Below are 19,866 nucleotides of genomic sequence, written 5' to 3'. Positions count from 1 at the left end.
GACAAGATGCGACGTATAGGAGAATTTATTTTAGTGTTTTTAATAGTGCTGGCATTTTTTTATATGAAACCAGTCGTCTTGTCACAAAGATCTCCAAATTCAGTAGAGGAATTGGTTGTTAATGAGGTAAAACCTCAAACAAAATCTAATCAACAAAATGAACTAAATGCTACGGGATTAGCAACAATTATCGGGTTACCAGAAAAGCAACTAAAAGAAAAAATGCCTAATCCTAAAAATGAATGGGTTGTGGGTATTGATAAAAAATGGTTGGTTTATGGAGATAAGAACACCGATTATTATCAAGTTGAGTTGACAGATGATAAAGTATCAAGTGTGTTTGTTTTAGGGACAAAAGTTGACGTTTCTCCTTTTAGTATGGATATGACATTAGGTGATATATCAGAAATCACAACAATTTATCCTAATTTCGAGTTTGACTATCGTGATAAAAAATATGAAATAGAGCTCACAGAAGACGATATGAATTATCGACCACTCATAGCTTTTGATAACGGGACGTTTGCTTTATTACATTTTAATTATGATACAGGAAAACTATTAGGAGTTCGCTATGTTAGTAAGAGCACTTTGGTGGAAATGATTCCCTATCAATTAAACGAAGAAGTCTTTCTTCAACCAGTTGAGTTAACAGATGAGCAGTGGAATCAATTTAATCAAGCAAATACAGAACAAATGTTTACGATTTTAAATATTATGCGTGAAAGGGTCAATCGTAAACCTTATAAGTTAGATGCTGAATTAGCTTTAGAAAGCAAAAAAGCTCTAGAAGAGTTTAATGCAGATCCCAAACTAGTTATAAAAAAAGAAGAAAGATTAGACCAATGGCAAGAAAAAGTGGATTCAAGTAATCCCAGTGATAGTTTTATTTTAGTTGATGAAGAGTTAGAACGTCTATTAAAACTAGGAAAGCCTATTGACAAAGGAACACATGGTTTATTCGTCCAAAGTATGGGTGATGTGCCATTTATTGTGTCAAACTGGTTTGTTAATCGATTTGACCAACAAGAAATTAATGATGCGAAGGATGAGTATATAGGAATTGCCTTTAATAAAAATCAAGTATTGGTCTTATTTAATCAAAAGGCAGTAAATACTTCACTAACCACTGAAAGTAGTGATAAAAAATGATTTATAATGATGAATTATTTGATTTAGAAGATAAAGTTAATCAGTTAGCTAAAGATGTATTAAATAGTCAAACTGTGATAGATTATCTCCATGCCTATCAAGCGATTGATAAAAGTAGCGAGGTATCTGATTTAGTGTCAGATTTTTTAACTAAAAAAGAAGCGTTTGAAAAAATAGAACCTTATGGGAAGTATGCCCCTGATTTTAAGGAAACAAGACGTGCACTAAGAAAATCCAAACGGGCACTAGATACGAATGAATTAGTTGCAACGTTTAAAATAAGTGAAACAACTGTTCAAAATGTGTTAGACTATATTAGTCTAGATATTGCTCAAACCATATCTGATACGATAAAAGTTGATGCAGGAAATCCCTTTTTTGAATTTGCTAAAAAAGGATGTGGAGGGACATGTCATGTTAACAAATGAATTGGAATTAATGCCAAGACGTGGTTTAATCGTTTGGGTGTATAGTTTAAAACAATTAAGAAATCTAAAACGATTTGGCTATGTTTATTATGTATCAAAAAAAATGAAATATGTGGTTTTATATGTAGATGAAGAGTCTGTTGAAGAAACAATTGAAAAATTAAATAAACAGTTTTTTGTTAGAAGTGTAGACAAGTCTTTTAGACCAGATATTAATATGAATTTTACTAATAGATTAGGAAATCAAGATTGTCATGATGAACCGTTAGATTTTGAAGAGCAAAAAACAGAAATTCGCTTAGCAGAATTTGATGATTAAAGTATTTGTCTGACATAAGACAAATACTTTTTTTATCGCCAGTTTTATATAGAGAGGAAGAAATATCATGCGAGTGATTGCAGGTGAATTTAAGGGAAGAAAATTACAATCATTAAAAGGGGATAATACTAGGCCCACATCTGATAAAATAAAAGGATCAATTTTCAACATGATTGGACCTTATTTTGATGGTGGTGTGTGTTTAGATTTATATAGTGGCAGTGGTAACCTAGCAGTAGAAAGTGTTTCACGCGGTATGGACAAAGCGTATTGTTTTGATATTTTTTTCCCCGCTGTAAAAGTTATAGAAGAGAACGTAGCAATGACAAAACAACCAGATTCTTTTATTGTAAAAAAATTAGATGCATCTAAAGCACTTCATTTTTTATCTAAACAAGGCGTGCTGTGTGACTATGTATTTTTAGACCCACCTTATGCTAAAGAAGAGTTAGAAAAAAATATGATGGATTTACAATCATTAAATTTATTAAAAAAACAGGCAAAAATCATTTGTGAGATGGATAAACATGTTATATTACCAGATATAATTGGTCAATTAGTCTTACAACGAGAACAGCAATATGGTGTGACAAAAGTCAGAATTTATCAGTTGAAGGAGGGAAAAGATGATTAAAAAAAGAATTGCTCTTTTTCCGGGGAGTTTTGATCCAGTAACCAATGGGCATTTAAATACTATTAAAAAAGCCAGTAGATTATTTGATGAGTTAGTTGTAGGAGTCTTTACTAATACGACCAAAAAAACGTTATTTACTCCAATTGAAAGGCAAAAATTTATTGCTGAAGAAGTAAAAGAGTTAGAAAATGTTTCAGTTAGATTATGTGATAATGACTTAACTATTCGAATTGCTGAGGAGTTAGGGGCAGATTATTTAGTTCGTGGTATTCGTAATCAACTCGATTATGAGTATGAAAAAAGTATTGCCGTTTTAAATAAACATCTTTCTTCTCACATTGAAACCATTTTTTTGATTTCTGATGAAGAATATAATCATATCAGTTCTAGTATGGTGAAAGAAATTGCTAAATTTCAAGGAAATATCACCGATTTTGTTCCAGAAAAGGTCAATGACGCACTCAAATTAAAATTTAAATAATAAGAAGGTTATAGTCATGAACAAGGAGCTTTTTAAAAAGAAATCATTTTATCTAAAAGTGTTAGGTGTTTTAGTGATTTTATTTGTTTTAATTTTTCCATTACCCTATTATATTGAATCACCAGGTAGTGCTGATAAATTAAATCAAATTATTACTGTAGATGGTAAAAAGGATACGCAAGAAGGCTCGTTTATGATGACGACAGTTCAAGTCCAAAAAGCCAATGTTTTAACGGTTTTATTAAGTAAATTGGATCGTAATGCAGAGCTAATTCCCCAACAAGACATATTAGGTGACTCCAATTCAGCTGAGTATGAACGTATTCAAGAATATAATATGGAAGACTCAAAAAATGAAGCCATCCAGATTGCATTGGAATTAGCTGATATTCCTTATAGGCGTGTATATAAAGGGATTTATGTATTATCTGTTGCAGACTATTCTAGTTTTTATAAAAAATTAGAAGTGGGTGATTTAATTCAAAAATTAAATGGAAAGACAATGCTACAATCGGATGATTTTATTCAAACTTTACAAAAGATGCCAATTGATGAATCTCTTTCTATTGGTTATGAGCGAAATGGGCACGAAGAAGTGGCTGATGGAAAAATTATTAAGTTACCAAAATTAAATCGACCGGGAATTGGTGTGACTGTTGTGGATCAAACATCTATTGATACTAAGAAAGACATTCAATTTAATACACAAGGTGTAAGTGGTCCTTCAGCGGGATTAATGTTTAGTTTGGAACTTTATAGCATGTTAAGTCAGAAAGATTTAAAACAAGGACGAAATATTGCAGGGACAGGAACGATTAACGATAAAGGAAAAGTAGGAGATATTGGCGGAATCGAGAAAAAGGTAGTGGCAGCTGAAAAAGCTGGAGCAACGATATTTTTCGCCCCGAATAATGAAACAGAAGGAAAAACGAATTATGAATTAGCCAAGGAATCAGCGGATAAAAATCATCTTTCACTAAAAGTGGTACCTGTTAAAACGATTCAAGATGCGATAAATTACTTAGAAAAACACACGCCTTAGGAATAAGACGTGTGTTTTTTCGTATCTATTAATGAAAGGAGAGGTAAGATGAATTGTTTTAAAAAATTAGAAGATAAAAAATGGCTTGTACTTGGCGTTGTAAGTATGATTATAGTGAGTGCTTTTGTGCTGATAAGAATGTTTTCTGCAAATAAGATAATAGTTGAGGAGTCCACCACTATCACAACGAATAGTACACTAAGAGAAAATATTGAAAAAAATGTTATATCAACTGATGAGATGTATGTAGATATTAAGGGTGCGGTTATCAATCCAGGTATTTATCAAGTAACTGGTAATATGAGAGTATTGAATGTCGTGGAATTAGCAGGCGGATTTTTATCTAATGCTGATGATAAACGGGTGAATCTATCTGAGCGTGTAAGTGATCAAATGGTTATTTACATCCCAAAAGAGGGCGAAGTACTAGATGACATACCAATGCTACAAAGTAATGGAAAAGACAAGCAAGACTCAAGTAAGTCAGATTTAATTAATCTTAATACAGCAACCATAGATGAGTTAAAAACATTAAATGGTATTGGTGAGAAAAAAGCAGAAAGTATTATTAAATACCGTGAAGAAAAAGGGTTATTTAAAACAATAGAAGATTTAACAAATGTTGATGGTATTGGTGAAAAAACTTTTGAAAGTTTAAAATCATCCATCATAGTGTAGAAGAATAGAAAAGTGGAAGATGTTATAGTTGAATAAATAAAATAACTAGTTAAAACATTAAAAATCAATTACAATAAACTTAAGTTAAAGAAAAAGAGGTTTAAAGATGAGAAGAGAAAGAATTCCTTGGGATCAATACTTTATGGCTCAAAGTCTATTGTTATCTTTACGTAGCACATGTACAAGATTATCAGTTGGAGCAACAATTGTCCGAGATAGACGAATAATAGCTGGAGGATATAATGGATCTGTAACGGGAGATGTTCATTGCATAGATGAAGGATGTTACCTTGTTGATGGACATTGTGTACGAACCATCCATGCAGAGATGAATGCTATTTTACAATGCGCAAAATTTGGCGTTGAAACAGATGGGGCAGAAATTTATGTGACACACTTTCCCTGTTTACAATGCACTAAAATGATTTTACAAGCGGGGATTAAAATGATTCACTATTTGAAAGATTATCGAAATGATGATTATGCAATGAAATTGATTAAACAAGCGGGCGCAACAATTGATAAAGTCACGTTATCTCAAGAATATTTTGACACACTTGCTTTTGGTGAAGACAATGATTAAAGAAAATACCTCTGTAAAGGGGTATTTTTTTTATCCTTTGATGATATTTGTGATATGGCTATTATGTTTATTAAATCAATCGTGGATAGGGCTTTTTTTAGTATTATTTTGTACGGTTCATGTATGGCGTTTAAACAATTCTAGGCTATTCATGCTGAGTATTGTTTGCTTTATTTTATCAAATGGTTATTTTTTTCTAACAGTCCCTTATAGACACGATGTATTTATTAATGAAGATAAAGAAACATGGACAGTACTGCCTGACACATTACAAGTAGACGGTGATTTTGTTAAAGCTAAAGCGAAGAAGAATCATCGTCGCTATTTTTTACGATATAAACTGACTTCTAAAGAAGAAAAAGAGGCTTTGTTATCAGTTAATCACCCATTGGTTATAACGAGCAGTCAAGAAAAAGTTTCAGCACAATCAAAACGCAATTTAAATGGTTTTGATTATAGCAACTATTTATTTTCTCAACAAGTCGTTGGAATTTATCAGCTAAAAGATATTGTGGAAGTTAAAGAAAAATCACTATCTATTATTCATCCAATTGAGTTGATATCAAGTTTTCGAGCATCTTCTTATCAGTCAATTAATCAAACTTTTTTACCTTATACGTCGTTTTACATGACTAGTTTACTATTAGGAATCAATGACGGAGAAAATAGAGAGGTATGGAATAAATTAAGTTTGTCGCACTTATTTGCTTTGTCTGGTCTACATGTTACTTTTTTAGTGATGATGATACGATCAGTATTACTAAGAGCAGGCATTACAAAAGAAGCCACGTCAATCATAGAATGTTTATTTTTATTGCTATTCGTTGGTCTCTCAGGTTATAGTGTTGGAGTGATTCGAGCAAGTTTGCAACATATTATAAAAAAGAGTTCAACTCATTATCAGTGGTATTTGAGTTCACTGGATTGTTGGAGTGTGACATTATTTATCCATACGTTTTTATTTCCAACCGTTTTACTGACTATTGGGGGAGTACTTAGCTATTATTTAAGTTTTTTAATTATATTTATCCAACCAATTATATCCATCTATAAAAAATATCAACAGACAATATTTTTTCAATTATTGTTAACGTTTTTTTCTCTTCCATTAATTTGCTATTACTTTTTTGAGTTCAATATTTTATCTGGTTTATTTAGTTTATTATTCACACCTATTTTATTCCAAGTATTACTACCACTATTAGTCATTAGTTTCATAATGTTAGCATTCTTACCCAACTTTATTATCATTTCGATAGAAAGTATTGTGAGAATGATTCATTTATTTGCTATATGGTGTCAAAAGTGGACGATGTTTCAAGTCACAACTGGAACATTTTCTAAAGTATTACTTATTCTTATCATTATTGGCCAATTTGGTTGTTTAATTTACTGGGAGAAAGTAAAAAAAATATCAGCAAAACAGGTATCCTTTATTCTGCTAAGTCCGTTTATGATACTGAGTATTAAATACATCAATCCTTTTGGTATAATTGCTTTTGTTGATGTAGGACAAGGAGATGCGATTTTTATTCAGCTTCCATTTTATCAAGGGAATTATTTAATTGATACAGGCGGAAGTTTATCTTTTGAGCAAGAGGCTTGGAAGCAAAAAATAAACAGTAAGCGAAATGCTGATTACACTTTACTGCCATTTTTAAAAAGTAAGGGGATATCAAAACTAGATGCTCTTTTTATTACACATGCTCATGAAGATCATTTTGGTGATATGGACCGATTAAGTGAAGAGGTAACGATTAAACAGATTATTACCACACCAGGGGCATATGAACAAGAGAATTTCCAACGAAAATTAGAGAAAATGAATGTATCATCTGTTCATCCAGTAACTCAGAAAAATCAATTAACGCTATCTAATTTACAATTTGATGTATTATCTCCTTTAGGTGTAGGCGATGGTCAAAATAATGATTCGCTTGTATTAAAGGTTACGATTCATCAAAAAGCATTTTTATTAATGGGTGACTTAGAAAAAGAAGGAGAATTGCGTTTAATGGATCAATACAAACAAGATGACCTAAAGGCAGACTGTATTAAAGTTGGGCATCATGGTAGTAAAACATCTAGTTATCATGACTTCATAGAAAAAGTAGATCCCAACCAAGCTATAATACTTGTCGGAGAAAATAATCGATTTAAACATCCTTCACCAGAAACACTGGATACCTTAACCAATCATCATATTACTATTTTTAGGACAGATGAAGATGGGATGATTTATCAAAAATGGTTACCTTTTAAAAAAGAGATGTTGAAAATGAAGTCAATAAAATAAAAATCTGTTAGAATAGTGAAGAGAAGACAAGAAGGATGTGTCGTAATAAGTGAGTTTTCAAAAAGAAATCGCAAAAATTAAAGAAAAAAAATTTGATTCTGTTTATGTCCTATTGGGAAAAGAGCGGTATCTTACTAATCAATTTAAACAACAATTAATCGCATCTGGCATGGAAGAAGAAGAGCAATCTTTTAACTTGATGACTTTTGATATGAAGCAAGACTTGTTAGATAACGTTATGATAGAAGCACAAACGATTCCTTTTTTTGGAGAAAGAAAGATTATCTTCATTCAAGAACCATACTTTTTGACAGGTGAAAAGAAAAAGACAGATGTTGAACATAATTTAAATACATTATTAGACTATCTTGATGAGCCTTCCCCATCAACGATATTAGTGTTTTTAGCACCTTATGATAAGTTAGACGAACGTAAGAAAATAGTAAAAAAATTAAAAAAAGAAGCAACACTGATTGATGTTTCGGATATGACGAATCGTTTGGCACAACAATATGTTTCAGATACGATAAAAAATGAAGGCTACGAGATAAGCAAAGAGGCGTTTGAAGAATTTATTTATTTGACGAATGCTAATCTTAGCCAAATGATGAATGAATTAGATAAATTGTTTTTGGTAGCAACTGAATCAAAAAAAATAACCAAAGAGATGGTTAAACAACTCATCCCAAGGTCACTAGAACATAGTATTTTTGACTTACTGAAGTATATTTTAGCTAATCAAAAAGAGCAATCATTGGCTTTATATAATGAATTATTACTACAAGGAGAAGACCCTATTAAAATTAACGCTATTTTAATTAGTCAGTTTCGTTTGTTGTTACAAGTGAAAATAATGGCAGAAAGGCATTATCAACAAAGTAATATGATTGATGTGTTGAAAATCCATCCCTATAGAATAAAACTATCACTACAAGAAGCAAAAAAATTTGATTTAAAAACACTAGGTGCTATTTTTGATTATTTAGTCGAAAATGATTATAAGATGAAATCAGGTTATATGGATGCTAATTTGTTGTTTGAACTCTTTTTAATGAAACAATTTAAATAAAAGAAAAAACTTGATGACTAGAAATCAAAAGATTCAGTCAATCAAGTTTTTTTATTTTGCGATTTTTTTAGCTAAACGTGATTTTTCACGGTTTGCTTTGTTTTGATGGATTAATCCTTTTGCACTAACCATATCAATTTCGCGTGTAGCAGCAACTAATAATTCTTGTTGATTATCAGCATTTTCTTCTACAGCTTTTTCAAATTTCTTCATAGCAGTACGCATTTTGCTTAATTTTGCAGAGTTAGACTCGTTTGCAATCTTGCTAGTGCGAGCACGTTTGATAGCAGATTCGATATTTGGCATTTATTTTCACCTCCGACATAGAGTTTACATTGATAAATCATATGTAATCAACATTCTCATTATACAGAAACCATAATCAGTTTGCAATAAATTAATTGCAATGTTTCTTAATTTAAATCTAAAATAGTGACACCAATGACGTCTGGACCAGTGTGAACCCCTAATACAGGACTGACGTCATTAAAATAAATAACTGTAGCATGTGGTAATTTTTCCTCAATTGTTTTTTTGACAAGTTCAGCTTCCTCTTGACAGGTTCCATATGCAATGCCTATGCGGTAGTCTGTACTATTTTCACCAAAAGCGACTAATTGGTCAATCATTTTTTGTAAACTTTTTTTTCTACCACGAGCTTTTGTCACCGTATAGTAAATCCCTTCATCATTACATGAAATCACTGGGTTAAGGTTTAAAGCTGTCCCTAAAATAGAAGTAACTAAACCAATTCTTCCACCTTTTTTTAAATATTCAAGAGTCGGAATACTAAAAAAGATCCGACCTTTTTTAGGTAACAATTCTCCAATTTCAACAAGAGAATCAAATGAATAGTGTTTGTCAATTAATTCTTTTAAGTAAGCAGCTTGTATCCCACCACCAATACCAATACTTTTCGTATCAATAATGTGAGAGGTGATATCTTCATGACCATTTAATAATAATCTTAATGCATTGTGAGTCCCACTTAAGCCACTAGAAATAGATACAGCTAAGATGTGTGTGTATCCTTCATTTTTTATTTGCTGAATAGTATTTTCAATAATTTCAAGTGAGGGAAGAGACGTTGTGGGGATTTCTTGATCTAATCGGTCATAAATTTCAGCGGCTGTGATATCGATTTTATCCAAGAAGCTCCCATTTGAATAATTAATACTTAAAGGAACAATAAATACACCATCTAGTGCTGCGATTTCTGGTGGTAAGTCCATTCCGGAATCAACAAATAATGCCATTTTTTCAGTCATGTTGTGATACCATCTCCTTATTGTTTATCATATTTAGCGTAGATGTGAGGGCGCATTCTGTAAATAATTTACTCACAATTGTAATACATGCCCAACGTATAGGGGCGATATCTGTTTCGGGATTATTAAATACAATTGTTTCTCCCTGTGTTGAAAAAGCATGAAGTGATTCATGAAGATACTGACAAAATAAATTGTAAGCATCTTTTGAATTAGTATTTTCAGTTTGTAAATCAATGCTTTGTTGAATAGAAGGAATATCAAATACTTGTTTTAAAATAGTAATTACAATAATCCTTGCAATATGTTTTCGACTATATCTTTTTTTGATTGGTTTAGGGATTAACTTTAATTTAACGTAATTATTTACCATTGAGGGGGTTAATGGCTTAAAAGGTATGCCATTTTCAGATAAAGGTTGTAAATATCGATCAATAATAGTAACTAATTGGTCCATATAAACATCAATATCTGGTAATTCATCCCATACAGGTAGAGAAAAATCTGTTAAATCATCCGTAATAGAATTAATCAATATTAAAAACTCCTTTATCTAGTTTTTAAAACTATATCATAAAGTTTTCTAAATGACAATGAAAAAATCTTGGACAATTTGTCCAAGATTTTAGTTAGCTGTCTTTGTTTTGGGTTGAGTATAGAAAGGTTTTTTTTCTTTTTTGATTGGTTTTAACAGTCTCAAACCATTTAATATGACTAAAATGGTACTCCCTTCATGTCCAATAACACCTAATGGAAGGTTAATGACTTGTAAGAAATTTGAGATAATCAATAAAACAATCATAGAAATAGAAAAGATGATATTTTCAGTCACAATTTTTTTTAGTTTTAGAGACATTTCGTGACTCATCGCCAATTTATTTAAATCATTTTGCATTAATACAATATCAGCAACATCAATAGCAATGTCAGTTCCTTGCCCCATAGCAACACCAATCGTTGCATTTGCCAATGCTGGAGCATCATTTATTCCATCACCAATCATAGCGTTGGTTCCAACTTTATCTTTTTGTTCTTTAATAAAAATCGTTTTATCTTCGGGTAGACAGTCAGCTATTACATGATCCACGCCAACTATTTGAGCGACAGCATTGGCTGTTTGGTGATGATCACCTGTTAACATAGTAGTTGTAATGCCAACTTTTTTAAAATAGTTAACACATTCAATCGCTTCAGGTTTTGGTACGTCAAGTAATCCAAAGAACGCCACTACTTGATTATTTTTAGATAGATAAATGACTGTCTTTCCTTCTTGCTGTAATTGCAATGTTTTTTCCAGCGTTTTATTATCAAGGTGTTTATTTGTCACAAAATCACTGTTTCCAACTTTCCATAAAGTGTCTTCTTCAGTTGCTTGCATACCTGATCCTGCAATTTCTTCTACAATAAGTGTATCGTTAATAGATACTTTCGAACCTTGATAGAATCTCACAATAGCATTGGCTAAAGGATGAGTAGAATTTTTTTCAATGGTCACTAAAGCTGAAATGGCTTTATCGCATTGGGTTTCAATAAATATTTCATCTGTTACAACAGGAATTCCTTTTGTAAGAGTTCCTGTTTTATCAAAGGTAATAGCTTTTAAATCAGAGAGTGATTCTAAAAAGACGCCACCTTTAAAAAGAACGCCATTTTTTGCCCCGTTAGAAATAGCAGCTAGAGTAGCAGGCGTAGCTGAGGCAACAAGAGCGCAAGGAGAGGCGACAACTAATAGAACCATCCCACGATAGAAACTCTCATTCCAAGTCCAACCTAAAACGAAATAAGGAAGGAAAATCATTAGTGGGACAATAACCAATACAACTTTAACATAGGTATTTTCAAATCGATCTAAGAAACTCGCTGTTTTTGAAGGCGTGTTTTGTGCCTCATCAACTAATTGAATGATTTTACTAAACAAGGTATCTTTAGCTTCTTTGGTTACTATCATCGAGATAGCATTTCCTACATTAATTGTCCCAGCAAATAAAGCATCATGATGTAATTTTTCGACTGGAATAGATTCGCCTGTAATGGCGGCTTCATCAACGGAAGAGTGATCACTTAATAATTCTCCATCAATTGGGACACTTGATCCTTTAGGAACAAGCAATGTATCACCAATTTTTAGCTCTGCAACAGGAACTTCTTTTGTTGTATTATCAGCTAATAATAAAAAGGCATTTTCCGGCTGAATAGCCATTAGGTTTTCAATTTCTTTTTTACTTTTACTTGTTGTGTATTCTTCTAATGAACCACTTAATGAAAAAATAAATGTTAACATAATTCCTTCAAAATAAAATTGAATTGTGCAGGCACCAATAGCAGCTAGAGCCATTAATAAATCGACACTTAAATGTTTATTCTCAATTGTGTCCTCGATTCCTTCTTTTGTCTGTGAAAATCCACCGATAATCATTCCGGTAATATAAATAATAGGAGCAAAATTCATGTGATTTTTGTCTACAATAAAACCTAATAACATAAGGGTACCACAGACGATTGTGGCAAGCATTTGTTTGTTTTCTTTAATATAAGTCATTTGTATTACCTCCTTATGAACTAAGTGTAACACAAAAAAATCTAGATTAGAATAGTTATAATCTAGATGGGATTGATAGTCGTTATCAATGAGAATGATTATAAAAAAAAGAAGCGATGAATCGCTTCTTAAACGGTTTTTATTGATTATAATGTTGTTAACCAGTAAATGAGAATGATGGTTCCCAAAATAATTCGATACCAACCAAAAACTTTGAAATCATGTTTTTTGATGTAACCCATCAAGAACTTGATCGCTAATATTGAAACGACAAATGAAACAATTGTGCCAATTGATAATAAGATGATTTCAGGAGAACCAAACGAATTTCCTTTTAATAAGAACTTCAAAATCTTAACCCCACTAGCTCCAAACATGACAGGAATTCCTAAAAAGAAAGTAAATTCTGCTGCTACATAACGTGAACAGCCAATAATTATTGCCCCAATAATAGTAGCACCTGAACGAGATGTTCCAGGTATTAATGACAGCACTTGGAATAAACCAATAATGAAGGCAGTTTTATAAGTTAGTTGATTAAGCGTTGTTGTGGTTGGTTTAATGGTTTTATTTCTATTTTCAACAATAATAAATAGTACACCATAAAGAATTAACATCATCGCAACAGGGACAAACTTATGAAAATGTTCCTCTAAAAAATCATCAAACAAAATTCCTAAGACACCTGCTGGAATACATGCAACCACTACTTTGAACCATAAAGACCAAGTATCTTTTTTTTCAATATCAGATTTATTTCTAGCAAATGGGTTTAATTTATTGAAATAAAGAACCACTACGGCGAGAATTGCTCCTAGTTGAATGACGACATTAAACATTTCTTTAAAGTCATTTGAAGCATCAAGCTTTAAAAATTGGTCTACTAAAATCAAATGACCAGTGCTACTGATTGGCAGCCATTCTGTAATCCCCTCAACAATCCCTAAAAAGATCACTTTTAATATATTATAAAAATCCATTCTTAATAGTCTCCTTTTTCCTTTTTATCACAATTAAGTATACATTATCTTTTTTTAAAACCAAATCTTTTTTCGAAAAAAAACCCCTTAGAAAAATTTAATTATCTAAGGAGTTAAAAGCTCTTTAATTAAAAAATGGATTTTCGCGTTTTTCACGACCAATACTTGTTACGGGGCCATGACCTGAATAGGCTTTGAATTCATCTGGCAGAGTAAATAATTCAGCTTTTATACCAGAAAGCAAGGTTTGTGAATCGCCAAAAGGTAAGTCAGTTCGTCCGACACTACCTCTAAATAGAGCATCACCACAAACAACAAAATCATCAAAAATAAAGCTAACACTACCTGGTGAGTGTCCAGGTGTTGGAACGACTTTAAATGTCATGTCACCAATAGTGTATGTATCATAGTTTTTAAATTCAAATTCAGCTTCTCTAGCAGTTACATCAGCCATATCATCATGACGAGCTAGACCTGATAAGTTTAATTGTGGATCAGTCAGCCATGATTGTTCAATTGGACTAATATATACAGGAATATTGTATCTATCTCTGATTTCATCTACCGCACCAATGTGATCATAGTGAGCATGTGTAATAAGAATAGCTTCAGGTTTTACATTGAGTTCATCTATGGCAGATTCGATTTTTTTTGCATCGTCACCTGGATCGACTATCAGTAATGATTGATTATTATAAATTAAGTAGCAATTTTCTTGGATTGCACCTGTTGGAATTTGTTTAATTGTTAGCACTTGAATTCCTCCTTTGAGTATAAATGTATTATAACGAAAAAAAGGATATTTCTAAAGTATAAAGAATTTTGTTAAGAAGAAAAAAATATTGTAAACTAAGTAGGGAAAGAGAGGTGCTGTGGTGGAGACCGTGAAAAAGAAGTTTGAATCATTACAGTTTATTCCTTTTGTATTGGTTAACGGAATGAACTTATTTCCAATATTTATTTTGGTCCATATTTTTTTACAAAATAATCATGAATTTCGTTATTTATTACCCTTACTATTCTTTTATTGCTTTAAATCAACTATTTTGTTTTTAATTCGTTTAAAAACATTGCCTATGCGACGCTTATTATTTGTAGCAATTGGACTAGGTATTTTAGGTTGTGGGTTTGGGTTATTGCTGAATCAATCGATTGCGTTTGGTTGGATTGCTGGAGGGTTATTGGGTATTTGTTCAGGTTTAATGTTTCCAAGCTATATGACAGTTATGTTTCATGAGAGAACACTGAATGATTTTAATAATAAAGAAAGCAACCAATTATATTCATTAGGTTTTGCCATTATTTTTTCAACTATATTGTTTAAGTTGATTGATGCATCAATAGTAGGAACCTTTTTATTTTTAGGATTAAATTTATTGTTGTTAGCTAGTGTTTTATCAACTTATCCAACCTATACAATAGATGAAACGATTCCTTATCCAAATTATTCAACTATTGAAACACTTGTTTTATTTTTTGTTGGATTTTTTAGTGTGTTTATCATAAAAGGGGATAAAAAATTAGGTGTGAGTCATTTTTTATTAACACTGATGATTATAATGGCTATACTGTTGGTTATTTACTTTATTTACTATAAAAAAATTACGCGTCAACGTCAATTTAGACCGCTAGAGAGTGCTATGATGTTATATAAAGGTATGTTGACTAATTTTATTTTAGTGTTTTGCACATTGTATCAAATGATTAATCATGGAAAATCTTCATTAATGATAATATATAGTTTGTATTTAACTTCCATTATTATCTCTCCAATGATGGCAAAAAAAATACAGAATAAAGAGAAAATTATTTTTTATGGCTTGATGTTCGGCTTTTTATTATTGATAACGCACGAATTATTTTATGTAGGAGTGTTTACTTTAAGTGTGATTACCTCTATTTATAATCAGCAATTAAATCAAGCGGTTTATCATTATCCAGTTTTGCCAAGAGATTTTCGGTTAATTGCCAAATATCGCTTAGGAAATATTGGGAGCATTTTACATCAATTACTTATGATGTCAACGTTATTTATCGTAACAAAGTATGCACATAATGTATCGTTAGATAATATTCTTCGAAGCTATACTTTTAAACAAATTGATACAAATGCTATATCAGTATTAGATATGAGTAAATATGCCTTATTAGGCTGTTTTGCCATTATTTTGATAATATTGAAAAATAGACAAAAAAAAGAAGCTGTCTTTTCAAAATAAAAGATTAGCTTCTTTTTTTTATAATTTGATAATTTTCCCAAAGAAGAATTCCCCCAGAGAGAAAATAATAGACGATGGCAAACATTAAAGGATTAATGAATGGAATAAACGATTGGAATATTAATATAACACCGCATAAGACGGAGATCCCTTGTATGATCCTGAAAGTGATAAGAAGTTGTGATTCATTGATAAATTCCAATTCACTCAAAATAATTTGTGGGATATAATCCCAAATAAACCAAAGACCACAAATGACACAAAGTGCATTATTTGTTGCTGAAAAATTAAAGATAATAGAAAGACCAACAATGACACTGACAATTCCTGAGATGAGATAAATAATATGCCATGTTTCTTTTGGCTCCAATCGAATGTTTGTCGAATAATAATTGAAGTTTAAAAAACCTTTTAAAATAGCGACAAGTCCCATGATAATACTAAACTGTTTGATTTGTGAATCAAGATGGAAAACCATAATAAATCCAAAAATCATCATCAATCCACCCATTAAAAATGAATGCCACTCTATTTTCTTTGCATACTTTAAAAGTGTGTTGCTAAATTGCTTCATTTTTATAACACTCCTTAATTTAATCGAACTTTTTCATTTTAACATGAAATAAAGGAGCTGAGTAGATAAAAAGATTAAAGAGTATGAGTTAAATCATTATAGCGTGTCACGGAAAATTCTTCAGCATTTTTTGCTTCAATAATAGAAATACTTGTATTTCCTAAAAGTTCACCGTTTCTAATGTCACTAATGGGTAACCCTTGAAAATGCTTAAGTAATGTTTGAAGTGTTAATCCATGAGAAACAACTAAAATAGTGTCATTGGGATATTTAGTAGCATATTCTTTAAAAACAGATTTTGTTCGATTTAATAGTGTCTCAAAATCTTCTCCACCAAATTCACTTGGATCATAAAGATGAGGGCGATATTTTAAATGCTCAAATTGAGTCTGACCTTCATAGCTTTTTTCAAGGGTACCATCCCAAGTACCAAATTTCATTTCCCGTATATCTTCAACCGTTTCTTTTATTGGATTAGAGGAGTGAGTAGATAAAAAGGCTCTCGCGGTATCTTGTGCACGTTTTTGAGGAGAGATAATCACACGATCAAAAGACACATCTTGCAAATAGTTTCCAGCTTTTTTGGCTGTTTCAATCCCTTCATCAAGCAGTGGTGAATCAACCAGCCCCCCTTGAAAAATACCTGCTTGATTAAATTCAGTTTTCCCATGTCTCATGCAGTAAAAAGTTGTCATGTAGTAAATTGCCTCCTATATAATAGTAATTTAAGTATACAAGAAAAGTAGAGTATAGTAAAAAAGAAAAATAAAAGGTCTCTGATATAAAAAATTAGTGAAAAATGTTTGATTTTCTTATATGGCTGTTATATACTAACGAAGGTGCTACTGTAAGGTAGGATCAAATCCACATTTTCAGCTGATTTTTTGTGAGGTGCTTAAATACTTTAAGTCCACAAGAAAAGTGAGGCTGTTAAGAGGGAAAATAAAAACCACATTGGAGGAAACAAAAAATGGCAGTAATTAGCATGAAACAGTTACTTGAAGCTGGTGTACATTTTGGTCACCAAACTCGTCGCTGGAACCCAAAAATGAAGAAATATATCTTCACAGAAAGAAATGGTATTTATATCATTGATTTACAAAAAACAGTTCGCTTAGTAGATGATGCTTATAACTATATGAGAAACATCGCTGAAGAAGGCGGAATTGCTTTATTTGTAGGAACTAAAAAACAAGCTCAAGAAGCGATTAAAGACGAAGCAATTCGTTCAGGTCAATTCTACGTTAACCATCGTTGGTTAGGTGGAACATTGACTAACTGGGATACAATCCAAAAACGTATTGCACGTTTGAAACAAATCACAACTATGGAAGAAGACGGTGTTTTTGAAGTCTTACCTAAAAAAGAAGTTGCTGGTTTAATGAAAGAACGTGAAAGATTAGAAAAATTCTTAGGTGGTATCGCTGATATGCCAAGAATTCCTGATGTTATGTTTATCGTTGACCCACGTAAAGAACGTATTGCCGTTCAAGAAGCTCATAAATTAAATATTCCAATCGTTGCTATGGTTGATACTAACTGTGATCCAGATGAGATCGATGTTGTCATCCCATCAAACGATGATGCAATTCGTGCGGTTAAATTAATTTCTGGAAAAATGGCTGATGCATTCATCGAAGGTCGCCAAGGCGAAGATGAAATTGTAGAAGAAGTCTTTACAGAAGAAGTTGTTTCTGAGGAAGCTCCATCAATCGAAGAAATCGTTGAAGTTGTTGAAGGAAGTAACGCTGAATAATAAATAAATTAAAGCTGTCTAGGGCTGCTGGCAAAGGTGAACAAAGTAGCCAATGGTTTTGTCAATTGTCTTAGATGGCTTTTTCATTAAAATAATACACAAACACTTGGGAGGAAACAATAAATGGGTAAAATTAGTGCTTCTATGGTAAAAGAATTACGCGAACGTACTGGTGTCGGTATGATGGACGCTAAACGTGCGTTAGTTGAAGTTGAAGGTAAAATGGAAGAAGCAATCGATTTATTAAGAGAAAAAGGAATGGCAAAAGCTGGTAAGAAAAATGATCGTATCGCTGCTGAAGGTTTAGCAAATGTATACGTTAATGGAAATACAGCTGCTATCGTTGAAGTTAACTCTGAAACAGATTTCGTTGCTAAAAACGAAAAATTCCAAGACTTAGTAAAAAATATTGCTAAATTAGTTGCTGAAAACAAACCAGCTAACATGGAAGAAGCTTTAAAAATTAAAACAGAAACAGGTACAATTGAGTCTGACGTGATTGAAGCAACTCAAGTTATTGGAGAAAAAATTAGCTTCCGTCGTTTTGAAATCTTAGAAAAAGACGATAACGCTGCATTTGGTGGATACTTACACATGGGTGGACGTATTGCCGTATTAACAGTTATTGATGGAACAACAGATGAAGTCGTAGCGAAAGATGTTGCAATGCATGTTGCAGCTATTAATCCTCGTTACGTATCTCAAGACCAAGTATCTCAAGATGAACTAGATCATGAGAAAAAAGTATTAACAGAGCAAGCTTTAAATGAAGGTAAACCAGAAAAAATCGTTGAAAAAATGGTTATTGGTCGTATGAATAAATTCTTAGCTGAAATTTGTTTAGTAGACCAACCATTTGTTAAAGATCCAGATATGACTGTTGAAAAATTTGTTGCATCTAAAGGTGGAACAGTGAAAGAATTCGTACGTTTTGAAGTTGGAGAAGGTATGGAAAAACGTGAAGAAAACTTTGCTGATGAAGTTGCAAGTCAAATGGGTAAATAGTTAATCATCGGGAACGCATTTATTGTTGTTATGATATATGCGCTCCTTTTTTTTGAAAAAATTACTGTATAAAGTGGTTTGTATAGTAAGACTAAAGGATAAAAGCGGAGGCATAAAAATGGTAGAACCTACATATCGTAGAGTATTATTAAAAGTTAGTGGCGAAGCATTAGCTGGAGAAAAAGGATTTGGCATTAATCCAAGTGTTGTCAATGGCTTAGTGAAAGAAATTAAAGAAATTCACGATCTTGGAATAGAAGTGGCTATAGTTGTTGGTGGTGGAAATATTTGGCGCGGTAATATTGGTGCTGAAATGGGAATGGAACGTTCTCAAGCAGATTACATGGGAATGCTTGCTACTGTAATGAATGGACTAGCACTACAAGATACACTTGAAAACTTGGGTGTACCAACCCGCGTCCAAACATCAATTGAAATGAGACAAATTGCTGAGCCGTATATCAGACGTCGTGCTATTCGTCATTTAGAAAAACGTCGTGTTGTTATTTTTGCTGGTGGAACCGGTAATCCATATTTCACTACAGATACTACAGCAGCACTTAGAGCAGTTGAAATTGGTGCAGATGTTATTTTAATGGCTAAAAACAACGTGGATGGAGTATACTCTGCAGATCCTAAGTTAGATATGAATGCCACAAAATTTGAAGAATTAACTCATATGGAAGTTATTTCAAAAGGCTTATCAGTAATGGATTCAACAGCAAGTAGTTTAAGTATGGATAATGATATACCTTTAGTAGTTTTCAATATGAATGAACCAGGAAATATTAAACGAGTTTGTTTAGGTGAACAAATCGGAACAACTGTAAGGGGGAAATAAAT

The 19,866-nt window shown here is 32.0% G+C and carries 22 protein-coding genes; 14 read left to right on the top strand and 8 right to left on the bottom strand.

The window, feature by feature from the left end; genetic code table 11:
- The first annotated feature begins 6 nt into the window (after window positions 1-6).
- From MN581_RS03075 to holA, 10 genes are all read left to right on the top strand, one after another.
- On the top strand, window positions 7-1,152 hold the full coding sequence (locus MN581_RS03075) for a CAP-associated domain-containing protein (RefSeq protein ID WP_241699172.1): 1,146 nt from the start codon (window positions 7-9) through the stop codon (window positions 1,150-1,152).
- Window positions 1,149-1,580, top strand: a complete 432-nt coding sequence (locus MN581_RS03070; protein ID WP_117973060.1) for a YlbF family regulator — start codon at window positions 1,149-1,151, stop codon at window positions 1,578-1,580. The genes MN581_RS03075 and MN581_RS03070 overlap by 4 nt, the downstream gene beginning before the upstream one ends.
- Entirely contained in the window at window positions 1,567-1,899 is a 333-nt protein-coding gene (locus MN581_RS03065) for a YlbG family protein (protein ID WP_117973059.1), read from the top strand. The genes MN581_RS03070 and MN581_RS03065 overlap by 14 nt, the downstream gene beginning before the upstream one ends.
- 67 nt (window positions 1,900-1,966) lie before the next feature.
- The gene (gene rsmD, locus MN581_RS03060; RefSeq protein WP_117973058.1) at window positions 1,967-2,533 is read left to right on the top strand and encodes a 16S rRNA (guanine(966)-N(2))-methyltransferase RsmD; all 567 of its coding nucleotides are present in this window, start codon (window positions 1,967-1,969) and stop codon (window positions 2,531-2,533) included.
- Window positions 2,526-3,014: a pantetheine-phosphate adenylyltransferase gene (gene coaD / locus MN581_RS03055; protein WP_241699171.1), complete on the top strand. Its 489-nt coding sequence runs from the start codon at window positions 2,526-2,528 to the stop codon at window positions 3,012-3,014. The genes rsmD and coaD overlap by 8 nt, the downstream gene beginning before the upstream one ends.
- Before the next feature lie 16 nt (window positions 3,015-3,030).
- Complete coding sequence (locus MN581_RS03050) at window positions 3,031-4,056, top strand: SepM family pheromone-processing serine protease (protein WP_241699170.1); 1,026 nt, start codon at window positions 3,031-3,033, stop codon at window positions 4,054-4,056.
- 48 nt (window positions 4,057-4,104) lie between these two features.
- Window positions 4,105-4,734 (top strand): helix-hairpin-helix domain-containing protein, encoded by a 630-nt coding sequence (locus MN581_RS03045; RefSeq protein WP_241699169.1) that lies wholly within the window; start codon window positions 4,105-4,107, stop codon window positions 4,732-4,734.
- A 106-nt stretch (window positions 4,735-4,840) separates the two neighbouring features.
- Window positions 4,841-5,317: a ComE operon protein 2 gene (locus tag MN581_RS03040; protein WP_117973054.1), complete on the top strand. Its 477-nt coding sequence runs from the start codon at window positions 4,841-4,843 to the stop codon at window positions 5,315-5,317.
- Between the two features lie 49 nt (window positions 5,318-5,366).
- Entirely contained in the window at window positions 5,367-7,613 is a 2,247-nt protein-coding gene (locus MN581_RS03035) for a DNA internalization-related competence protein ComEC/Rec2 (RefSeq protein ID WP_241699168.1), read from the top strand.
- A gap of 49 nt (window positions 7,614-7,662) precedes the next feature.
- Window positions 7,663-8,682 carry a DNA polymerase III subunit delta gene (holA, locus tag MN581_RS03030; RefSeq protein ID WP_117973052.1) on the top strand — a complete coding sequence of 340 codons (1,020 nt, stop codon included), beginning with the start codon at window positions 7,663-7,665 and terminating at the stop codon, window positions 8,680-8,682.
- Between the two features lie 51 nt (window positions 8,683-8,733).
- Here the strand turns inward: holA and rpsT are convergent, their stop codons facing one another.
- The 6 genes from rpsT to MN581_RS03000 form a co-directional block, all read right to left on the bottom strand.
- Complete coding sequence (rpsT, locus tag MN581_RS03025) at window positions 8,734-8,988, bottom strand: 30S ribosomal protein S20 (RefSeq protein ID WP_117973051.1); 255 nt, start codon at window positions 8,986-8,988, stop codon at window positions 8,734-8,736.
- A 107-nt stretch (window positions 8,989-9,095) separates the two neighbouring features.
- The gene (locus tag MN581_RS03020) at window positions 9,096-9,950 is read right to left on the bottom strand and encodes a DegV family protein (RefSeq protein WP_117973050.1); all 855 of its coding nucleotides are present in this window, start codon (window positions 9,948-9,950) and stop codon (window positions 9,096-9,098) included.
- Complete coding sequence (locus tag MN581_RS03015; RefSeq protein ID WP_117973049.1) at window positions 9,943-10,485, bottom strand: DUF1836 domain-containing protein; 543 nt, start codon at window positions 10,483-10,485, stop codon at window positions 9,943-9,945. Before MN581_RS03015 ends, MN581_RS03020 begins: the two co-directional genes overlap by 8 nt.
- Window positions 10,486-10,575: 90 nt before the next feature.
- Window positions 10,576-12,489, bottom strand: coding sequence for a heavy metal translocating P-type ATPase (locus MN581_RS03010; RefSeq protein ID WP_241699167.1), 1,914 nt, complete (start codon window positions 12,487-12,489; stop codon window positions 10,576-10,578).
- Window positions 12,490-12,635: 146 nt separating this feature from the next.
- Window positions 12,636-13,469, bottom strand: a complete 834-nt coding sequence (locus MN581_RS03005; protein ID WP_117973047.1) for an undecaprenyl-diphosphate phosphatase — start codon at window positions 13,467-13,469, stop codon at window positions 12,636-12,638.
- 124 nt (window positions 13,470-13,593) lie between these two features.
- Window positions 13,594-14,223 carry an MBL fold metallo-hydrolase gene (locus tag MN581_RS03000; protein ID WP_241699166.1) on the bottom strand — a complete coding sequence of 210 codons (630 nt, stop codon included), beginning with the start codon at window positions 14,221-14,223 and terminating at the stop codon, window positions 13,594-13,596.
- 121 nt (window positions 14,224-14,344) lie between these two features.
- Here MN581_RS03000 and MN581_RS02995 point away from each other — a divergent pair, with 121 nt between their 5' ends.
- Window positions 14,345-15,688, top strand: coding sequence for a hypothetical protein (locus tag MN581_RS02995; protein ID WP_241699165.1), 1,344 nt, complete (start codon window positions 14,345-14,347; stop codon window positions 15,686-15,688).
- Window positions 15,689-15,692: 4 nt separating this feature from the next.
- On the opposite strand, the gene MN581_RS02990 is transcribed toward MN581_RS02995, so the two are convergent.
- Together MN581_RS02990 and MN581_RS02985 are read right to left on the bottom strand one after the other, a co-directional pair.
- A complete protein-coding gene (locus MN581_RS02990; protein ID WP_117973044.1) occupies window positions 15,693-16,262 on the bottom strand; it encodes a DUF308 domain-containing protein in 570 nt (189 codons plus the stop codon).
- A 74-nt stretch (window positions 16,263-16,336) separates the two neighbouring features.
- Window positions 16,337-16,957, bottom strand: a complete 621-nt coding sequence (locus MN581_RS02985) for a histidine phosphatase family protein (protein ID WP_117973043.1) — start codon at window positions 16,955-16,957, stop codon at window positions 16,337-16,339.
- 275 nt (window positions 16,958-17,232) lie between these two features.
- Here MN581_RS02985 and rpsB point away from each other — a divergent pair, with 275 nt between their 5' ends.
- The 3 genes from rpsB (at window position 17,233) to pyrH (ending at window position 19,864) form a co-directional block, all read left to right on the top strand.
- Window positions 17,233-18,018: a 30S ribosomal protein S2 gene (gene rpsB, locus MN581_RS02980; protein ID WP_117973042.1), complete on the top strand. Its 786-nt coding sequence runs from the start codon at window positions 17,233-17,235 to the stop codon at window positions 18,016-18,018.
- Between the two features lie 123 nt (window positions 18,019-18,141).
- Window positions 18,142-19,023, top strand: a complete 882-nt coding sequence (gene tsf / locus MN581_RS02975; RefSeq protein WP_241699164.1) for a translation elongation factor Ts — start codon at window positions 18,142-18,144, stop codon at window positions 19,021-19,023.
- A gap of 118 nt (window positions 19,024-19,141) precedes the next feature.
- Complete coding sequence (gene pyrH, locus MN581_RS02970) at window positions 19,142-19,864, top strand: UMP kinase (protein ID WP_117973040.1); 723 nt, start codon at window positions 19,142-19,144, stop codon at window positions 19,862-19,864.
- The last annotated feature ends 2 nt before the right edge of the window (window positions 19,865-19,866 follow it).

It is taken from the genome of Vagococcus sp. CY53-2 (genome assembly GCF_022604695.1).
GTDB lineage: Bacteria > Bacillota > Bacilli > Lactobacillales > Vagococcaceae > Vagococcus.
The sequence above is the reverse complement of the archived record's forward strand: the minus strand, read 5'-3'. Positions and strand labels throughout refer to the sequence as shown.